General features: G+C 53.7%; 15 protein-coding genes. 7 read left to right on the top strand and 8 right to left on the bottom strand.

Annotation, left to right across the window (positions count from 1 at the left end; genetic code table 11):
* Positions 1-46: 46 nt before the first annotated feature.
* Both AC2D8U_RS05345 and AC2D8U_RS05340 read right to left on the bottom strand, forming a co-directional pair.
* On the bottom strand, positions 47-2,968 hold the full coding sequence (locus AC2D8U_RS05345; protein ID WP_484618021.1) for a sialate O-acetylesterase: 2,922 nt from the start codon (positions 2,966-2,968) through the stop codon (positions 47-49).
* 122 nt (positions 2,969-3,090) lie between these two features.
* Entirely contained in the window at positions 3,091-3,594 is a 504-nt protein-coding gene (locus AC2D8U_RS05340) for a TlpA family protein disulfide reductase (RefSeq protein ID WP_484618020.1), read from the bottom strand.
* A gap of 499 nt (positions 3,595-4,093) precedes the next feature.
* Here AC2D8U_RS05340 and rmf point away from each other — a divergent pair, with 499 nt between their 5' ends.
* Positions 4,094-4,270: a ribosome modulation factor gene (gene rmf, locus AC2D8U_RS05335; protein ID WP_484618019.1), complete on the top strand. Its 177-nt coding sequence runs from the start codon at positions 4,094-4,096 to the stop codon at positions 4,268-4,270.
* 133 nt (positions 4,271-4,403) lie between these two features.
* Here the strand turns inward: rmf and fabA are convergent, their stop codons facing one another.
* From fabA to AC2D8U_RS05315, 4 genes are all read right to left on the bottom strand, one after another.
* The gene (fabA, locus tag AC2D8U_RS05330) at positions 4,404-4,940 is read right to left on the bottom strand and encodes a bifunctional 3-hydroxydecanoyl-ACP dehydratase/trans-2-decenoyl-ACP isomerase (protein ID WP_484618018.1); all 537 of its coding nucleotides are present in this window, start codon (positions 4,938-4,940) and stop codon (positions 4,404-4,406) included.
* Positions 4,941-5,007: 67 nt separating this feature from the next.
* The gene (locus tag AC2D8U_RS05325; RefSeq protein ID WP_484618017.1) at positions 5,008-6,741 is read right to left on the bottom strand and encodes a S16 family serine protease; all 1,734 of its coding nucleotides are present in this window, start codon (positions 6,739-6,741) and stop codon (positions 5,008-5,010) included.
* A gap of 246 nt (positions 6,742-6,987) precedes the next feature.
* A complete protein-coding gene (locus tag AC2D8U_RS05320; protein ID WP_484618016.1) occupies positions 6,988-8,040 on the bottom strand; it encodes a tyrosine-type recombinase/integrase in 1,053 nt (350 codons plus the stop codon).
* Positions 8,041-8,379: 339 nt separating this feature from the next.
* Complete coding sequence (locus tag AC2D8U_RS05315) at positions 8,380-8,784, bottom strand: hypothetical protein (protein WP_484618015.1); 405 nt, start codon at positions 8,782-8,784, stop codon at positions 8,380-8,382.
* Positions 8,785-9,038: 254 nt separating this feature from the next.
* Between AC2D8U_RS05315 and AC2D8U_RS05310 the strand changes: the two genes are divergently transcribed.
* The 4 genes from AC2D8U_RS05310 (at position 9,039) to AC2D8U_RS05295 (ending at position 13,443) form a co-directional block, all read left to right on the top strand.
* On the top strand, positions 9,039-9,236 hold the full coding sequence (locus tag AC2D8U_RS05310) for a hypothetical protein (protein WP_484618014.1): 198 nt from the start codon (positions 9,039-9,041) through the stop codon (positions 9,234-9,236).
* Positions 9,237-9,900: 664 nt separating this feature from the next.
* Positions 9,901-10,965, top strand: a complete 1,065-nt coding sequence (locus tag AC2D8U_RS05305; RefSeq protein ID WP_484618013.1) for a DUF2804 domain-containing protein — start codon at positions 9,901-9,903, stop codon at positions 10,963-10,965.
* A 39-nt stretch (positions 10,966-11,004) separates the two neighbouring features.
* Positions 11,005-11,886, top strand: coding sequence for a sterol desaturase family protein (locus tag AC2D8U_RS05300; RefSeq protein WP_484618012.1), 882 nt, complete (start codon positions 11,005-11,007; stop codon positions 11,884-11,886).
* 333 nt (positions 11,887-12,219) lie between these two features.
* Positions 12,220-13,443, top strand: a complete 1,224-nt coding sequence (locus tag AC2D8U_RS05295) for a hypothetical protein (RefSeq protein WP_484618011.1) — start codon at positions 12,220-12,222, stop codon at positions 13,441-13,443.
* A gap of 296 nt (positions 13,444-13,739) precedes the next feature.
* On the opposite strand, the gene AC2D8U_RS05290 is transcribed toward AC2D8U_RS05295, so the two are convergent.
* On the bottom strand, positions 13,740-15,041 hold the full coding sequence (locus AC2D8U_RS05290; protein WP_484618010.1) for a tyrosine-type recombinase/integrase: 1,302 nt from the start codon (positions 15,039-15,041) through the stop codon (positions 13,740-13,742).
* Between the two features lie 329 nt (positions 15,042-15,370).
* Between AC2D8U_RS05290 and AC2D8U_RS05285 the strand changes: the two genes are divergently transcribed.
* On the top strand, positions 15,371-16,411 hold the full coding sequence (locus AC2D8U_RS05285) for an alpha/beta hydrolase (RefSeq protein WP_484618009.1): 1,041 nt from the start codon (positions 15,371-15,373) through the stop codon (positions 16,409-16,411).
* A gap of 344 nt (positions 16,412-16,755) precedes the next feature.
* Positions 16,756-18,411 carry a mechanosensitive ion channel family protein gene (locus AC2D8U_RS05280; protein WP_484618008.1) on the top strand — a complete coding sequence of 552 codons (1,656 nt, stop codon included), beginning with the start codon at positions 16,756-16,758 and terminating at the stop codon, positions 18,409-18,411.
* 17 nt (positions 18,412-18,428) lie between these two features.
* On the opposite strand, the gene AC2D8U_RS05275 is transcribed toward AC2D8U_RS05280, so the two are convergent.
* Positions 18,429-19,367 (bottom strand): LysR family transcriptional regulator, encoded by a 939-nt coding sequence (locus AC2D8U_RS05275; RefSeq protein ID WP_484618007.1) that lies wholly within the window; start codon positions 19,365-19,367, stop codon positions 18,429-18,431.
* Positions 19,368-19,375 lie beyond the last annotated feature (8 nt).

The following is a 19,375-nucleotide window of genomic DNA, read 5'->3' as shown; positions in this document are numbered from 1 at the left end:
GGACACAGCCCATTAAGAAAGGGACCCTCGGGTCCCTTTCTTGTTGCTAGCGTTCGGTGTTTGACGCTTGTTGCGGCTGATTTACGACTTTGCTTAAGTGGCCCAGGAGCGCAAGCTCGGCAATGGCGGCGTAAGGCTTACCGTTGATCTCGCTGAGTGAACGCAGACGGATGTAGCGCCCTGAGCTGGCATTAAACTGAACCACCTGGGTGATCAGTTCAGCTGCAAACTCCCCCTTGGCGACCGGCTCTCCCCAAACATCAGGGGTATCGCTGACGTAGAACTCATAGCCTTTGATGGCACCGTTCTCATTCGGGGTGCGTGGGGTGTAGTGAAAGGCGCTCAGAGTGTAGTGGGCGCCCAGATCGATCTGGATCTCATGGGGATGGTCGGGCGCACTGGAAGACCACTCGGTATGCCAGTAGGTCGAAGGATCGCCGTCAAAGGCATGGGCCGCGGGAGTAAATTCGCCGATTAACTCCTCGCTGTCGACATATAGGAGTGACCAGTTTTCCTGAGGAAGCAAGATCGGCTCAGACACCCCGCAGGCTTCGAACACTGAGGTTAACTGGTGCGCTCCGATATCAGGAGGACAGTCGACGGGCAGGGGGTTGCCCCAGTGATCTTGGCCTCCATTGTTACTGATGATCCGTCCCGCCTTCAGTGCGGGGGAGCCTGCCAACAGCTGATAACCAGAAACTGAGCCCATGCCCTGGGCGGCCGAGCCGGGATCCTTAAGCCGGGGATCTGAGATCACGCCATTGAGGTCCTGGATCCTACCGGAAGGGGCGATGCCAAAATAGAGATTGGCATCAAACAGCGCCTGGTGATTGCTGGGCAGTTTATATTTGGCATCCGGGCTGGTGATGTAAAACAGGTTGTTGGCGATGAGGGAGGTGCCGCCCAGGGTGGCCAACCAACTGGGATCAATATTGATCACCTTGGCAGGGGTTTGTACCGGCTCACCGACATAGAGGGTATTGTTGTAGATCTGGGTGTTGTGGGTGTCATCACAGCCGATGTGGATAATGTCATCCCCATCATTTTGGCTGATGTTGTACCGGATCACGTTGTCTTCAGAGGTTTCCCATCCGCAGATCAGGATCATGCCGCCTTTGTTGTCATGGGAATAGTTGTATTGATAGGTGTTGCGCATGTTGCCGCCATCAATGTCCCATGCCTGGCTGTCCTTGAGGTTTCCATTCCAGCCACCCTGATAAGCCTCATTGTATTGATAGAGGGCGTCATCACAGTTCCAGCACCAGAGGCCTACGTTGGCACCGGCAGAGCGCATATTGAACCGGGAGATGACATTGTATTCGGCGAGGGCACCCTGAGTGTGGTGGGGCACGATACCATCGCCGCCAACATCATCGACAATGTTATTTCTGATAATGACTTCGGTAGAGCCCAGCCAGGGGCCACCACCGTCACGCAGTTCCGGCCGATCATTCCAGTAGGAGTTAAAGTAGATCCCGGTGCGATCGACGCTATAGATGTGGTTGCCGTCGAGGATGACGTCATTAAATTTGGTCGGGATTGTACCGCCCCCCTTAGGGGAGATCTCAAAGGTGATACCCCCGTTATGTTTACAGTGTTTTGTTCCTTCCCCCCCATCCCAAGTGCAGGTGTCTCGTCCGTTGACGCTGTGGACCGTCAGGTTGATCAATCGGAAGTAGTCGGCTGTGCCCTTATCGTGCAGGACCACCTGTACGCCTTTGCGATAACCAACATCACTCCCGGTATTGGTGATCTCCAGGTTATGCAGTTCGATGTATTGGTTGTTGTAGAGCGCCACAGTCGCTTCGAACAGACCATTGGCGGCGATAAGGGGTTTGGGGCCGTTACCGTAAGCATCGATCACTATGGGATTACCGGGTGCGCCTTCCCCGGAAAGGCTAAGTTGCTGATCGGTGCACTGGCTTCCCCGTTTCAACAGGATATGATCGCCGGCACCAAGGACGAGTTCATTCACAGGTTGCAAATGGTTCCAGGGCGCGTCGAGGCTGCCGGTGCCGTTGTCCAGCGCGCCACAGTCGACGTAGTAACTGCGCAGGGGCAGGTTTCCCAGGGCCTGGGCGAAGCGGCTACCCAGGGCAAGCTGCCCCTTCGTGCTGTAGTGGATAAAGGCGTCACCATCGCCGTCATCGGCCAGCAGTTCCAAGTCCATGCCGTCTACTGCAATAACCCCTTTAAGCTGTTGTGTCACCGAATCCACGGCCGACCAGATCAGCTCGGCACCTGACCAGGAAGCGTGGATCTTGGCGACGGCGACAGGCAGGCTGGGGACGCGAAGACGGACGTTACCTGCGGCTCGTTGTTGGAGAGCTAGACGCAGATCTTGGATCAGGTGGGTCAGGTTATCGGCATAGGCGTGGGCCGCAGTGGTGACTCGTGAGTCGTTTTCCCCCTGCATCCAGAGTACCCCGGCGAACTCAATGGTATCTTCTGCGGGGAAGGCAGCGATGGCGTTATCTATGGTCGTTATCAAGTGGTCAAAATGATTGGTGCCATTGAATCGAGGATCCCAAAAGCCGTTTCCCCGGTCCGCCGTCTGGTCCAGTCCGGTATTGCCCATGGCGTACTTGATGATACACAGGTTGCTTGTATCCGTGTTGTTGAGGATCCAGTCACCAAAGGCGGTTTCGGGCCCGAACCGTTGGCCATTCCAGCTGATCCCCTTCTTGGCCGTCAGTGCACGCCAGTTGCCACTGCCCGTGCCGTAACTGCCTTTGAAGATCTTGGCTCGGTCAAAGGCGCTGGTTAATGAAGGGGACAAGCCCAGTTCCGCCTGAAACTGACTCTGGACCAGATCGAAGAGATCCGTATCAGGGTCAACCGTGCCGTAGGCAAGCTTGTTTTTATTGCGCACGGCGTAGCCGTCGGCATTGGATTGCCCCGCCAGGATATAGCACTGGTAGTCATCGGCGAGCGCGCTACTGGTAAAGCCGCCGACGAGGCATAACATGGGAAGAGCGGTCCTTCGTATCAGGGTTGTTATCATATACGCATCTCCTTGGTATCGGGCCGAGGTGGCCAGGTATAACAACAAATTCAGGGGCACCTAGGTTTCGAGTCGGGCAGGGCATGCTAGGGCAGCTCCGTCCCGCCCATTGTGCGGTTTGTCTGAGAGTGCTCCGAGGCTTGCGGTAGGGTAAAAGCAAACTCTTGTGCCGGTGTTAGCCCCTCCCAGCGGAACAGGAGCTGTCTTTGTTCATTGAGCAGGAGGGTTGTGGGAAGGGTGTGGATTTGGTAATCCACCATTAAATCAGCCCCTTGAGCTGCTGGCAGTAGGGCCGACGGGGTAAGGCCCCAGTCATAAACAAAGTTGCTAACTTGATTGTTTGCGGCTGTCCCTAGCTTCGCTGCTGGTGTGGCGTTGACAAAGTGAAGCGTGAGCCTGTCGTCATACTGGCGCTGGAGGCTTTTTACCACGGGGATCTGAGCGCGGGAGGGATCTCGGCGTGTTCCGGTGGGATCGCCTTGAAGATCAACGAAGACGATAAGATGGAGCTGCCCCTTTTCTGCGTGCGCATCATTGCTGGCAAAAAGGAGTGTGTACAGACATAAAATGACGGTGAAAAACGCTTTCATCTTGCCCCCGGAAACATAGAGTCCCTATGACTACCTGCAAGGCCCGTGTCTTTTGTCCGGCACCGGACACAGCTTTAAATCGGAGAGCGAGAGATTACGGACCGATTAAATGGGATAGGCGATACGCAAAGTCTGTCAGAATGGCTCGTAAAGGTGTTTAGGTTTTACAGTAATTTAATAGGGTCAGCATTGGGCCGGTCGTCGATCCATGGTGGCGGAGGCGGACATTGAAGGCTGGCTCGCTGGGCGCACGACAGGGGGCAAACACCAGAGTGGTAAAGAGTCCTTAGGTCCGGTTACTCGTACCACTTGTTCGATACCCTCGTGGGGTGAGGATCAGCCGTCAAAAAAGTAATCTAAAAGAGTCAGAGACTTAACCTTTAACGGCGATCATTTGCACTTTTTTGGGTTGATCTGGCTGTATAAAAGCGCAAATATTGTCCAAGGCCCTTGGCCTTACCGCAGAAGCAACATCACTGTCTAAAGGGATGGAATGCCAATGAAGAGACAAAAACGGGATAAGATGGAGCGGGCTTTTTCCCGCGGGTTTCAAGCCGGACTATCCGGTCGATCGAAAGAGGAGTGTCCTTACCAGTCGGTCGATATCAAAATGCAATGGTTAGGTGGCTGGCGTGAAGCCATAGATGGACGAATAACCGGACTCTTTACTAAATAATCCCTATAAGCCCGCCAAAGCGGGCTTTTTGCTGTCTATGGCTACGAGAGTTGGCTTGAGAGGGTGAGGTTGTTGCGGAACGCACAACAAAAAACGGCCACTAAGGGCCGTTTTTAGAAGAAAGGGGAAGCCGTTAAAAGCTGGAGACATCCTGGAAAACGCCCACTTTCAGATCAGTGGCGTTGTAGATCTCGCGACCATCGACGGACAGGGTGGCGTCGGCCAGACCCATGATCAGCTTACGATGAATGGTGCGTTTCAGGTGGATGTGGTAGGTCACTTTTTTCGCTTCAGGCAACACCTGTCCGGTGAACTTTACTTCCCCTACACCCAGGGCCCGGCCTTTGCCTTCCGCACCTTGCCAGGCGAGGAAGAAGCCAACCAGCTGCCACATGGCGTCCAGGCCAAGGCAACCGGGCATAACCGGATCCCCTTCGAAGTGGCAGTCAAAGAACCAGAGATCTTTGTTGATATCCAGCTCAGCGATCAGTTCACCTTTACCATACTTGCCACCGGTTTCGTTGATCTCAACGATACGGTCGAGCATCAGCATGTTGTCTTTGGGCAGGCGCGGAGAGGTGTCCTGAAACAGTTGGCCATGGCCACTGCGTACCAGTGCCTCTTTATCAAAACTGCTGGCTTTTACTTCTTGGTTTTGACCCACTTGCATTATGCTTTCTTCCTAGATGAAAAACTGGCGACAGAATAGCGAACAGGTGTAAGCCATACAACTCCGATCAGCTAGTACCGAGCAGTTTGTGCAGTAAACGGCTCAGTAACCGGGGCGGCTCAGGTTCGTTTCCGGCCATGGCATCCAGTCGGCTTTGCACCAGCCCATACAGGGTTTTGCTGTCAAAGCGGTTATCGTCGTCGGCTTTACCGACCTGGGTATCGGTGAGCAATACCAGGGCATCTTCAACCTTGTCGACCTGATATAGGTGAAATTGACCCGCTTCGATCGCTTCGATCACGTCATCACTGAGATTAAGCTGGCTGAGGTTCGCATTTGGCAGGATCACGCCCTGATCACCGGTAAGGCCACGGTAACGGCAAAGATGGAAGAAACCCTCGATCTTTTCGTTAATGCCGCCGATCGCCTGCACATTGCCAAACTGGTCGATGGCACCGGTGAGGGCCAGGGATTGTTTGACCGGAACGTTAGCGATGGTGGAGATCAGGCAGCAGTACTCGGCCATGGAGGCGCTGTCGCCATCAATGGTCTGATAGGACTGTTCGAAGACAATATTGGCGCTGAGGTGGAGGGGCTCATCCTGGCCAAATATCCGATAGAGACAGGCCGACAGGATCATCATACCTTTGGCGTGTATGTTGCCACCTAACTCAGATTTTCGCTCGATATCAGCGACTTCCCCGTCACCATAGTGGACCGAGCAGGTAATGCGCGCGGGTTCACCATAGCTATGGCCAAAATAGTCAACAACCGTGAGGCCATTGATCTGGCCTATTTTGCTGCCTTCAGTGTCGACTCTGACCAGGGCTTCTTCGACATTACGCTGTGCATAGATCTCAACGCTGTTATGGCGGTGACTCAGGGCATCCAGGGCAGCATCGATATCGGCTTGGCTGATGGGTTCGATACTGGGTGAGATCTGAGCAAGGGTTTGTCCCAGTTGATGCCAGGCCAGGGTCAGACGGCGCTGATGTTCGCATAAACGGCTGGCGTAGCGAGCCAGTCTTAATAGGCCACATGGGGTGAGGCTCCGACCCGTGTAGTAGTGGCAGATCGCCTGTGCGGCATTCCCCCAGTCCAGGGTGTCGGTGGGTTTGTCAACGAACCACTCCGATTGAGCTTCAGCCAACAGGCTGACGTGATCGGCAAATTCAGGATCGTAGGCATTGAGAGTGTCATAGGCCAGGGCATCACCAAGCACCACAACCTTGCAGGTTAGGGGAATGCGAACAGGGCTGCCGCTAAAAGCGAGGTAGTTACGTTTTAGTGCCTCTTTGATAAGGGTCCAGCGAGAGGGTTTGTCCAGCAAACCTTCTGCAGGGATCACGAGCACTTCGCAACTTGCCAACAGTCCGGGATGATAATGACCTTGCTTATCGATGGTTCCCAGCAATGTTTTCCGGGAAAGGGGTTGATCGACAAAGCGGATCCCCTCCAACGCGCACAACAGGGTGTGACCCACCTGTGGCGTTTGAACCTCTTGGGCAGAGATCTTCTCTAGGCTCTGTCCGTTACTCTGCTCCACCGCGACCAATGCTCCGGGTTGTGCTGCCAACGGATGTGCTTGATAGAGTGCCTGGATCAAGGCTTCGGCGTCGAAACCAGGAAAGGTGGAGAGGAACAGGTGCTGCTCGTCGCAACGTTGGAACAGCTGCCAAGCGTTGAGACAGCGCTGCTGACCCAAAAGCCAGGGGGCCAGATCCGTGATCTGAGTCGGATCGCCAAATTCAAATCTCGGGGAGAGGCGGTGCGGTTCGAGACGCAATGAGTGCAAGGACATTAACTCCGTAGGGGCAAAACCGTCAATATACCATATCCGTATGATGGCACAGGGACTTAACCCACACAGGGGATGGTTTTCTTGCAACGGAGGCGAATGGGTTTGTCTGAGGGTGTAAATAGAATGAGGAGTTCGTCATGAGCGCACTCAGGTATGCCTTCGATGCCTACATACCTAAAGGTTTAAACACCCACACCGACACAGTTTTGAGGCCAACAGAACCTTCCGTGCACGCAAAGTCCAGCATCAATACAAGCCACGGCCGGCGTGATTGTTGAACTGGCCAAGATCATCCAGATAGAGCATCAGGGTTTTGGGGTCCTGGTGTCCGGAAACCTTCATCACTTCACTGATCGGTGCTCCATTCCCTAGGGCCGAATCAATAAAACCACGACGCAGGCTATGACCGGTAAAGCGTCCATTTCGGATCAGCAGGCCAGCGCCACGACGCTCTATGATCCGAGCGATGGATTGGGGATGCAAGGCTCGGCGTAACGGCAAGCCGTTTCGATTCGCCCTGCGGATCAAGGGGCCGCTAAAGTCATCCAAGTCCTGCAGGTAGCACTGAAGTAAATGCTTGGGACATCGATGGGGATCCTCACTCGACAGAATGCTGATCTGGGTAAAGCTTGTTTTGCGTTTACGTTGCTCAAAACCTAGGACCAACCCCTTGGCCTGGATCTGTATATCCTGGATCTGTAAGTCGGCCAGATCGCTGATCCTCAATGCACCGGCAAAGCCTAGGGCAAGGATCAGACGATCACGCTTTGCCACAAACCCTTCTGGTTCGATCCGCTGTAATGCCTGGGGTAGGTGGGACGACGTCAGGCCGGGGGCTCTTTTGGGTTTACTCGGCAATAATCGACTTATTCCTGCCAACTGCTGCACAACGAGATCGTCACGAGCCGGGTTGTTGGCCTGGGTCATCAACTGGTCCAGGTACCATTTCAAGGAGGAGTGACGCCGACGAATAGAGCGGATCGCTAGAGCCGAACCGGGATAGAGGGTGGAGTCATTGCTTGTTGCGCAGTAACGCAGTCGATTCATTCGACCGTTGGTCGCCATATGAGCAAGCCAAAGGCATACATCTGCGGAGGTCGGGGTATTGGGCTGAACTCCATGATACTGGCACCAGATCAGGTATTGACGGAGATCAGACTGGCGTGCCTGCCAGGAGCGCTCTGCAAGCCGGGCTCGGTGGAACTCTCCGAGTCGTTGAAGATCCTGATCGTCGACAGCGGCTGTAAAGCTGGGCAGTTGGCGCGGCGCCTGGAGAGCGGGTAGATCACTCAGTATCATGAGTAAGGTTAAAAACCACAGTAAAACATAAGGTTAGCAATGGTATAGGAGTTTAGCAATTAGATCAACTAACGGTAATTAGTGGATCTAATGTTCCGATCTCCTCCGGTTCTGCACACGTCCGGAGGAGGGGACAAACAACAATCGACGTGTCCAATTGGAGATGGGTTTGTGTCCCGCTTAAACCAATGGGCGTTCTACTGAAGGACAGCTAATGGCACCGATGGCGGGGCACTTTCAAATGCAAGCTCCATTTAACATAACGGAAGGGATAGAAATTCACGCCATCTTGGCGCGTGTTTAGGGAAGGTGCGATACGGCTCGAAGGCCGTTAGAGTCTTATGGCTGATCGACAGCAGGGCGTCGAGCTAACCAGAGCACGGCTTCAGATAGAGATTTAAGATCGTGCGTCCGCTTGATCTGCTCCAGGGCAGATAGCGCCCGTTCATCCAATTCGACAGTACGGGTCTGCTTGGTCTGTCTATGCCTTTGCGTGGCGTAACGACGGCGGAGCATGGGTAATCGCCCTTCGCCAAAAGTCAGTACAACAAACTCTCGGATCTGCTGCTCGAGTTGCTCGGGATCATGAAACTCCAGCTCTTGCCAGTGTGGCAGGTACTGTTTTTGGATGCGTTGTCGCCAGGGCTCAACCTGCGTAAGACTGGCGTATCGACTCAAGAACGCATCGGAGCGCGTCAGTAAAAAAGAAACAAACTGGGAATCGAGGGGTAGGGCTCTAGGCATGGGTGTGTTCCAAATGGTCGTTACCCTGGCATTATCACATGTGGTAAGAAGAAGCGCCCCATAAAATCATTACCTTACATGCTAAACGCAAAGTTAGCCGACTTATTCGCCCAGCATAGTTCGGTATTCATTCGATGCTCTGATCTCGTTTCATATCCTGCGCTCCTGCACGGCCCATTACCACATGTGGTAATGGATGAGGGAGCAGAATTGTTGCGCTACACTAAACGGAAACGACTAAAGGGGAAGAACTCATGGGATTACGCTTCAATGTGCTCGCCGAAAGGGCGGCAAAGCTGGGTTATGGGGTTCGTACCAACCGCACTCAGTCCAATCACTACGATCTGTATGAGTTAATACAGCAAGGTATCGATCACAGCCAAGAGGATATGACGATGGAGGAAATACTTAATGAACTTTCAAAGTTAGAACTAGAGCAGCAAGGAAAGTAAGGATACCTCGGAATCTCTATTACCATTCGAAAGATGGTGCGAGTTACCAACGCCATAAAGCTTTGTTTAGCCCTCATTTTACATAACACCAGGGTGGCTATTTACAGGCCACTTGTTACATAAATTCCTATTCTAGAGATCTAAGATAGGGCTGGATGTTGGGCTGCCGATCAATCGGTCCAAAATTGGTGCGAAAACGATCGACTTTTTCTCGGCTCAATCACCACCAACCCTAGCGCATCTTGTGCTTCGCCCTTAATCGCTAAGGCGTGCGACATCTCCTTTAACGCAGACAGTAATCTCAGCAATGTCGCCGGTTACAAACGCACTGGCCTCATCACGATTAAGGTGCGTTCCGACAGGTCCTTGGCTTCGTTGGGATAAGTCTATAGGAGGCAAAGGCAAAGTCCCAAGACAATAGCCTTGGCGTAACCAATCAGCGTTTCAAGGGAATGCCACGATATGGGGATCAAGGATCTGGCAAACCTGTCAGGATTGAGCGTCCAACCAACACCATACCAGTACATCACCAGATAGGATCGGCGACACAGAAAATAGGACAGCGAATCGATTGGCTAAGGAGATTGATCTCATTGGCTTTTTGATCAACCCTTGGTTATCAAATTAGAGTAATTAGCTTACTCGGTTTTTAGGGAGACTTAGGATGAGTCGACTCCAAATGGACAGATCCCCGTCGGCAATGGCGACGCAGGAGCTTCCTGCTTGCCTGATGAGCCCCTCGGGACAGCCGATTTTTGGTCACTTTGACGGTATTGTTCCTTCACTGGGCTTATCGGAATTTCACTACCGTACAGTAATGGATAAGCCGGCTTCGGCCCTAGCCAAACACTTCCACTACAAGCAGTTTCAGTTCGTAAGCCTGGTAACACCTGAGTATATACTCGGAGTCGCAATCGCCGACATTCGCTATGTGACCAGCGCTTTTTGCTATCGCTACCACCGAGCCTCCGGCAAACTCCGGGATGCGAGTTGGCTCAAGCCACTGGGTGTCGGCGCCACCATGTCTCCCTCGCCTTATTCCGGAGTGTCGGCCATCGCGGGGCGAGCCGGGCAACTCCAATTTACGATCCAAGATGGCCATTGGGCAGTGACACTTGATGCCATAGATATTCAGGCCAAACTCAAGCTGCACCCACTCCCTTTGAGCCTGCCTCTAGCACTATGCACGCCTACCGGTTACAACGGCTGGACATACACGCAGAAACATAATACCCAGACCGTAACAGGGTCTCTTTCTGTCGAGGGTAAGAAACAAGATCTTGGCTCCACCCTGGCCAGCTACGATTTTTCGGCGGGCTACATGCGACGCCAGACTAACTGGCGTTGGGCCAATATTAATGCACAACTGCCAGGCGGTCTGCGACTGGGGCTCAATCTGGCCTGTGGGGTGAACGAAACCGGCACCACGGAGAACGTCCTTTGGGTCGATGGCCAGCGCCACCTGTTGGGACCGGTGCATTTTCACCTCTGCCGTCCTCACGGCGAAGAAAAGATGCGCCGTTGGCGGATCCAAGCCGAGAACGGCCAGGTGGATCTGCAGTTCACCCCCAAAGCCTGCCGGGCTGAGAAGCGCAACTTGGGCCTGTTAAAAAGTAATTTCCGTCAATACCTTGGTGAGTTCAGTGGCACCCTCAAAGACAATAGCGGCACGGTTCATCGGATAGATCATCAACTGGGTTTGACTGAAGACCATTATGCTCTTTGGTAGTCGTGCCCCCCAGAAAAGCCGAATGAAGCGGAGGACAGGATGTCTTTGCAATCCTTAATAGAGCATCCCGAGTACCTATTGCTCGCGCTCACACCGGTTTTTCTCCTGTTCATGGGGGCGGAATGGTATTGGGCGAATCGACTAAAAAAACTGCCTGATAATGCGCGTTACCGACTGGGGGAAGTGGCTTGCAACTTCAGTTTGATGGGGCTGCATCAACTGGCGGATATCGGCACCGGACTGCTGATCAGCAAGCTTTACTTGCTGCTGTTCGGCTGGCGCCTGTTCGATATCGAAATGGCGATGTGGAGCTTTGCCCTATTGATCCTCCTGCAGGACTTTTGCTACTACTGGTTCCACCGTGCCAGCCACAGGATCCGCTGGATGTGGGCCGCCCACGTGGCCCACCACAGCTCAGAAAGCATGAATTTCAGCACGGCTGCACGGCAAAGTCTGATGTATCCCTTTGCGGGGATGTGGTTGTTTTGGCTCCCTCTGGTGTTGCTTGGCTTTGAGCCACAATGGGTGGTTTTGGCCGTATTGCTTAATCTGTCACTTCAATTCTTTGTTCATACACAGGCGATCCGCTCCCTCGGTCCCTTGGAGTGGATCTTTAACACACCATCGCACCACAGGGTCCACCATGGTCGTAATCCACAATATATTGATAAAAATTACGCGGGCCTCCTGATCCTCTGGGACCGTCTGTTTGGCACCTTTGAGCCTGAAGGCGAAACGGTTGATTATGGGATCACCAAACCGGTGAAAACTTTTAATCCGCTGCGCGTCACCTTCAAAGAGTGGGAGCAGATGCTCCGAGAGGGTTTCGCCCCCAACCGAACTGTCTCCCAACGATTCCGTACCCTATTCGGGCCCCCTGAGGCTGGCTCAGATAAAGGCAATTCCCCAAGGGAAAGTTAAGCCGTTAATATCATGGATAGAGCGACTGGGCTATCTACCCAGCCTCTGTTTCCGATAAAAGATATTTGGGTTAGAAAGAAACGGGCTCACTGGTAGAGTTTTATATAGCAAATTCATATTGCCATAGTTAAGAACGGTCTAATCAGAACACAATGATCTGTATGCAATTAATCCATTCATGCTAAAGGCTAATAATATTACACTCAAATTCAATGGTTTAAAAAACGCGGTTCTGACGGGATAAAACCACAATCCCATGGAAGATCCTAAACTGTTACCGTTTCAGACCCATTGGTTTTTCTTCGATGTGATGGACGCAGTTAGGTGAACAGCATGAAGTTTATGAGAAGTATGTTTGTCCTGTCCTGTCTCAGCAATGCGCTGATCATGGCCAATCAGGCCTCAGCCGCCGAGATTGATTTCGAAAATCTGCAAGCTGGTGAGATTGTCAGCGAACTCCGAGAAAACAAAGGCTTAACCGGTACAAGCGGGGGAACCGTTGGTGTATTTGGATTCAATCCAGGTCTCTCCTCGGATGATAATGCCGCCGTGATCTTTGACAGTAGTCAACCCACGGGGGGCGACGATGATCTCGGTACGCCCAATGAAGACTTCTCCGGACCGGGTGTCGACGACGATCCAGGTGATAACACTGGTGGTGAATTTGGCTCTCCCTATCAAAATGATGAAAGCCTAGGGAATGTGCTGATCATCAACGAAGTGGCTGGCTTAATAGATACCAATGCCAGTGGCAATATCGACAGTCAAGACGCGAATGTGTTGGATCCTGACGATGATGATCGTAGGGGCCAATATATGGAGTTTGATTTTACTCAACTCAAACGCAGTAAGAGTGTCACCATCAATTCGGTTAGCTATATAGATATCGATGAAGATGAGGGCGAAAGCGGTGCTCGGGTAGAACTGTATGGACCCAATTTGCCAGCCGTTGGCAAGATGATCTCCCTCAATGCTGTGGGTGATAATGGCCTTAATACCATTCAAGAGATCGGGATTGAGGGCGTTACGATTATGCGTATCACCCTCAATGGCTCAGGCGCCGTCAGTGGTGTGGTCTTCGAAGAAGAGCTGGTTCGTCCCTGCTGGGTCACCACTGGTGGCTTCTTTAATGCGGGAGTGGTTTCCGGGCCAAAACAGTGCACCTTTGGGGGAAATATCGGTCCACCACCCAGCGGTGCCTTCGAGGTCAACTTTCATGACGGCGCAAATGATGGAGACAAATTCCACACCAATGCCATCGAAGTCGTAGAGTGCCTGGACTCAGGCAGCACCGGTCCACAGCAACCCGGTGGCAAGAAGGGGTATGAGATCGACACCCTGGTATTCCAATGTGAAGGGCGTTTCAACAACCAGTCCGGCTACACCTGTGAAGGCTACCTGCTCGACGCTGGCGAACCGTCCGGTAAAAAAGGCAACGACAAAGATCAGATCAACATGGTGATCAAAGACAGTGGTGGCAACGAAGTGGCTGCCTGCGTCGGTGAGCTGGACGGTGGTAATGTCCAGATCCACCCGCCTGTTGGAAAACCTTTGTAATTTGAACCAATTTAAAAGGGGCTTCGGTCCCTTTTCTATGGTCTTCACCGAGAGGGGGACCGGACAAGCGGCAAGGTCCAACCATAGGCGCTGCACCGCGCAGAACAAAGGTTTCAACAACACCTCTAAATAGCCGATCCTAAATATGCTCCACTTTCGCGTAAGCCCAAACATCACGGACTTTGCTCCGGCCTTTAGGATCCAGGGCCATCCCAGTTGCAAAAAGCGCCGTTTCCTCGGCACCCGGTAACCAGCACTGCCGGGGGCTAGCACAAGGGACTGGAACGGCCATTTAGCTATTCCAGCCCCTTATGCTTGGCACTCTCGTATTTCTCTACATAAGACGCCGTGATATAGCGGGAGGTAATGCCGATATCCTGGTGGCCGGCATCGGCCATCACATGGTGCAGGGAACGGCCTTTTTCCAAGTCGGCGCTGATCCCGGTATGGCGCAGGGAGTGCACCGTCATGGTACGCAGTTCTGCCGCATCGTGGGGCCGACCTGCGCTGTCGAGCAGCAACGCGGCCTGACGGTACACGAGCTCCACCTCATCTCGAATGGCGTTGATCCCAAGATTGGCATTGAGCGTGTGCGGATCCCGCCCGTGCTGCGCCACGCGTTGGCGGACCAGCAGCGGCAAGGTTTCATTGGGGGAGGGCAGCTCGGACAGACCCAGGTGGGTTCGGTAACGCTTCACCGCGGCCAGCAGGGCATCACTGACCGCCACGGTTCTGGCCTTACCGTTCTTCGACATGGGGATGTAAAAGCCCCAGGTCTCTCCATTCTTATCCCGGCGGATCTGCGACATCACGGGCGCATAGCCGGCGCGCGCCGCGATCTCAGAGATCCGTGCATAGGTAGAAAACAGCAGGGTGATCAGAAAACGCGTCCGTTCATGCCGTCCCGGGTCCTCCGCCGCCAACTCCTCTACAGCCTTAAACAGATAGGCCAGTTGCAGCGGATTGAGCGCCTTAATGCTCTGCTCGCCATCCTGCCACTCCAGAGGCGAGCGTTGCTCCCTGAACCGGCCCCGTCGCATCGCCAGCGCCGCCGGATTACGATCGCAGTAGTCCTCATCATTAAGGAACTGATAGAAGGCCGACAACACGGCCAGCTGATGCTTGGTGGCCGACGCCTTACGACTGTAGGGCAGGGCATGGGTCGTCCCCATCCCTTTGGGCAGGCGATTGACAAAGGGCCGCCACCTGGGATTAGGCACCCGCATCGCCAGCGTCTTGTTATCAACGAAATGCGGTCTCTGGGCATCGGCAATCAACACAGGTGGCGGCGAGGAACACCAGTTGAGAAAGCGATTCATGTCGTTGCGGGTAACGTCGGACAGGGCGATCCCGTCCACATCCCAACACCAGATCAGAAAGGTGGTGATCTCGGAGCGCGCCGACTTGAAGTTGTTGGGGTTGGCCTTGAGTTCATTCAGATAGGCAATGGCCAGTTCATAGAGGTAACCGGCGTCAGCTATCCCACCGGCGCTGAGCCAGGCAATGTGCTGGTTGACGTAGAGGTTCCCCCCATCAAAGCGATCGATGGCTTCAAAGTAGGGCAGGTAGGCGGGCAGTTTGAGCTCTGGGGTTGGCATTGGGATCAAGCAGTGGATTGCGATCCCTTGATGCTATCGGTCCCAAGGCTGCGACTCAAGCAAAACTGTATATTTATACAGCTTTCCATAAAATGAAGACTTACGCACTCTGGTGACTATTGCTGCGGCAACACCCCCAGCTCGCACTGTATGGCATTGGACAGGCCTCCCATGGGTTAACGCCGGGGAGGCGTATTTCATTGAAATTCCGCTTCACACGGTCCTGCAAAATAGAATTTCTCTAATTCATGGGCGTCACATTCTTCGGCCTAGATAATGCTCACCAAGCTTACACATACGCAGGCTATTCATCACATCGAGGAGACACCATGAAGCCATTATCCAAGCGGTTTATCGTACCGGCACTGCTCACCAGCATCGCCGCTGTGCCCGCGGTTGCCAACACCCAGATGGCCGAGCGCACCATCCCCACGCCCGTTGGCATGTCGCCGCAACTGACTCAGGTGATCGACAGCCGCAAGGCCATACCCGTGGCACCAGTTCCGACCACAGAAGCGGAGTGGCTCAAGTTTCAGCAGGTCTTTAATCAAGAAGGGATCAAGATCTCCCTAGCCGGACTGGAGCGCACGGGCGTGAGCGTTGAGGCAAAAACCTTTGCCGGCGTGGATACTTTTTTCCTGACCCCGAACAAGGTGGATCCACAGTATGAAGATAAGTGGCTGATCCACATCCACGGCGGCGCCTTCGTGTTTGGCGGTGGCGAAGCGGCTCTGCGAGAGGCCACCTGGCTTGCCCATGGCGTGGGCGCCCGGGTGATCTCCATCGACTACCGGAAACCACCGCAGCACCCATTTCCGGCCGCCTTGGAGGATACCGTCGCCGTCTATCAGGAGCTGATCAAAACGCAAAAGCCGGAAGAAACCGCTATCTTTGGCACCTCAGCAGGCGGAAACCTGACCTTGACCACCACCTTGAAGCTGATTGATAAGGATCTGCCGTTGCCCGGCGCCCTGTATGTAGGGACTCCGGCCGTGGATCTGAAGCACACATCGGATTCCTGGCTGGTACTGCAAGGGCTCGATCCACTTGGCCAACGCGATGGTCTGATCCAGAGCACGTTTGACCTGTATGCCGGCGAGGACACACTGGACAACCCGTTGATCTCACCCATCTATGCTGAGATCACTGCGTTTCCGCCGACCATCTTCTTTACCGGGACCCGGGATCTGCTGCTCAGCGATACCGTTCGCATGCACCGCATGCTGAGAAGTGCTGATATTGAATCGACCCTGCACGTGTATGACGGCCAGTCTCATGGCGATTATATGCTGGGCCTGATCGACGATATCCCGGAGTCCGAGGACGCGATCAGAGAGATCGAGCAGTTCTTCAATATTCATATCAACTAAAAGCGTAATTATAACCGACCTGTTTGGGGCCGAACGGGCCAGACAATGCAAGCACACACAGTCTGTCGTTCGTTTTCCAACAGGACATTTGTCTACGCGGCAATCTGGGGGCGCCGGTCAACACGCATATGGCTGGCATCACTGGCGCCTTCGGTTCTGGCCCCAAGCCAGTGCGACGTCATTGTTCTTAAGCGCTTTCCCACGGCAGAGTTATGTCTAAATCATCACTCCTCATTTTCCTCTTTTGTTTGTCATTCAGTAGCGTCGCGCAAGTTTATGCAGCGCCACTAGCCGACACGTCGAGCCCCAAGAAAACGGTTGCCAGCTTCCTTGCGGCCTCGGACGTGTTGATCGAGCACTGGCGAAACGAAGAGCTCAACTCCGAGCCGGCCCAACAGGCCTACCAACAGGCGTTGAGGACCATGGATCTCTCGCAGATCCCCAACCGCAATCGCACTGTCGTCGTGATGGAGCGCATTCTGCTTCTGAAAGAGTTGCTCGACCGGTTTGATCACGACCTGTTGTCGAGCGCCCCCGATCTCGCCGACCCCCAGTTCCCCCTTGAACAATGGCAGTTTGCCCGCACCGATCTCACCATCCGTAAACACCAGATGGGCGATCGAACCGGCCAGTACCTATTCTCGAGCACGACGATGCAGCAGTTACCCATCTGGTATCGTTCGATGCGCAGCTTGCCGTACCGAGATGTCGATCGCATCGACTATTACCAGGAGTTTCTGGTAACACCAGGCCCACTGCTGCCAAGAAAGGCGATTGACGCGCTGCCTGAACAGCTAAAGACCATCTATGGGCCACTTCCAGCCTGGCAATGGCTGGCTCTTTTGTTGATTTTTTGGCTCTCCAAAGTGCTCATTAAAAAGAGCTTTTGGGTAGGTGAACGGTGGAACAAGCGGTTTGAGAATAGAGGAATTAAGTGGCAAGCAGGGAAACTGATCGCGCTGGTCAGTATCGTCTTCTACCTGTTCCTTATGCGCTGGATCATCGACGATGGGATCTGGGTGACCGGGGGTATTTACCAGCTCCTCGGAATGCTGTTCATTCTGGCTCAGTTTTTCGTGATCGCTTGGCTCATCATGGCGCTGTTTAACTACCTTGCCATGATCTACGCCTTCAACAAGCACAATGGAAAACACGTCGATTCCTCCTTGGTGACCGTACTGGCGCGGATCTTCGGCGGCCTTATCATCGTGATCCTCGGGATATACGTCATCGAGTTTGTCGGCTTTTCCATCTCACCCATCCTCGCCGGTATCGGTGTCGGCGGCCTGGCCGTCGCGCTGGCGGTACGTCCGGTGCTGGAGAATGTGATCAACGGCCTGACGCTGTACGCCGACGGTGGCATCAAAATTGGGGAGCTGTGCAAAATCGGCGATAAGCTCGGCACCATCGAGAGCATCGGACTGCGCTCAACGCGGATCCGTACCCTGGAGCGTTCGCTGATCACCATCCCCAACTCCGAGTTTGCCAACATGGAAATCGACAACCTGGAGCGGCGCGATAAACGACGCATGGAGCATGTGTTGCGGCTCCGCGCTGAGCTGAGCCAGGACCAACTGAAACTGCTGCTGGTCAATGTTCGACGCGTGTTGCTAAGACACCCCAAACTGGAGGAGGAGCCGGTCCGCGTGCGTTTTGCCGGGGTAGGGGAGTTTGCCATCCTGGTCAGTGTCCTGGCCTACATTCGCTGCCGCGATCATGAGGAATTCACCGCCATTCAGGAAGACGTCTTGTTTATGGTCATGCAGGAGCTGGAGGCAGTGGGTGCCCAGTTGGCGTTTTCCAATCAATATCAGTTCGCCGGCCGCCTGGAGAGTTTGGACGAAGAGCTGAAGAAAAAGGCGACGGAGACAGTGAAGCAATGGCACGAGACCGAGAATTACCCGTTCCCGGACTTCAGCTATGAGTACAAGTACGATATCAAAGACAGTCTGCCTTACCCGGCACGAACCTCATCCAGTCGCCTCAACACTTCCCGTTAACGCCAGCCCAATACGCCTCATCCTTGAGGCGTATTGGGCTGAACCAAATGCTGGAAAAAGCCGGCGACCGTTTCTTGCAGCAGCTGATTGAGCGGATAACCCCGCTTGGTTTGCAGATAGCCCCCGTTGATCTGTAACGACCGCATCGCTTCCGGCACTTGCGGCAAAGGATAGGTGGCCAGCTCAGGCTCGAGTTGTTGCATATAGCTGCTGCCGTACAAAATGGTATCCGAGGTTTTCAACTGGCTAAGCAAGACACGAACACTGTGCGTCACCAAGGCGGAATGCGCCGTGTAGCCTTTTGAGCGGTAGAACTGTTCGATAGGCGCGTGTTTTGCGTTGAAGCCATCAATAATCAATCGGGCGATGGCCAATGAATGGATCTGTTCCAACGCCGATGTGGTCGACAAAACCGGGTGGTTCTTGCGGGCAACGAGGCACAGTTCAATGTCGGTGAGTCGATGCTGATAGATATCCTGGGGAATCCTAAACCCTTCAAAATTAAGCAGATAGTCTATCTCACCGTCGAGCACCGCCGACAAGGATTGTGGCTGCCAATAGCACAGTTCAAATCGGGCATTGGGCAGCACTTTCCTAAGCGCTTCGAAGATCCCCGCACCGTACACCTCAAGCAGGTAGAGGTTCATGACTATCTTGATCTCACCAGTAAACTGCATTGGTTCGAAGTCCTGGTAGGACCCCATGACCTTCAATATGGGGGTCAGCATCTGCTCTGACGCCTCGGCCAATCTCACCGCCAACTCAGACGGTTCCACACCGTGTGCCTTACGGATAAACAGCCGGTCGCCAAAGGTATCTTTCAGTTTTGCCAGGCCGCGGCTGACGCTGGTCTGTGAGATCCCAAGCTGTTCGGCGGCGGCATGAGTATTCCGAGTCTCGACAACCGCCTTCAACAGCTTCAGTAAATTCAGATCCAGATCCTGTATCTTTTTCATCATTTTCT

It is taken from the genome of Ferrimonas sp. YIN67 (assembly GCF_057219095.1).
The sequence above is the reverse complement of the archived record's forward strand: the minus strand, read 5'-3'. Positions and strand labels throughout refer to the sequence as shown.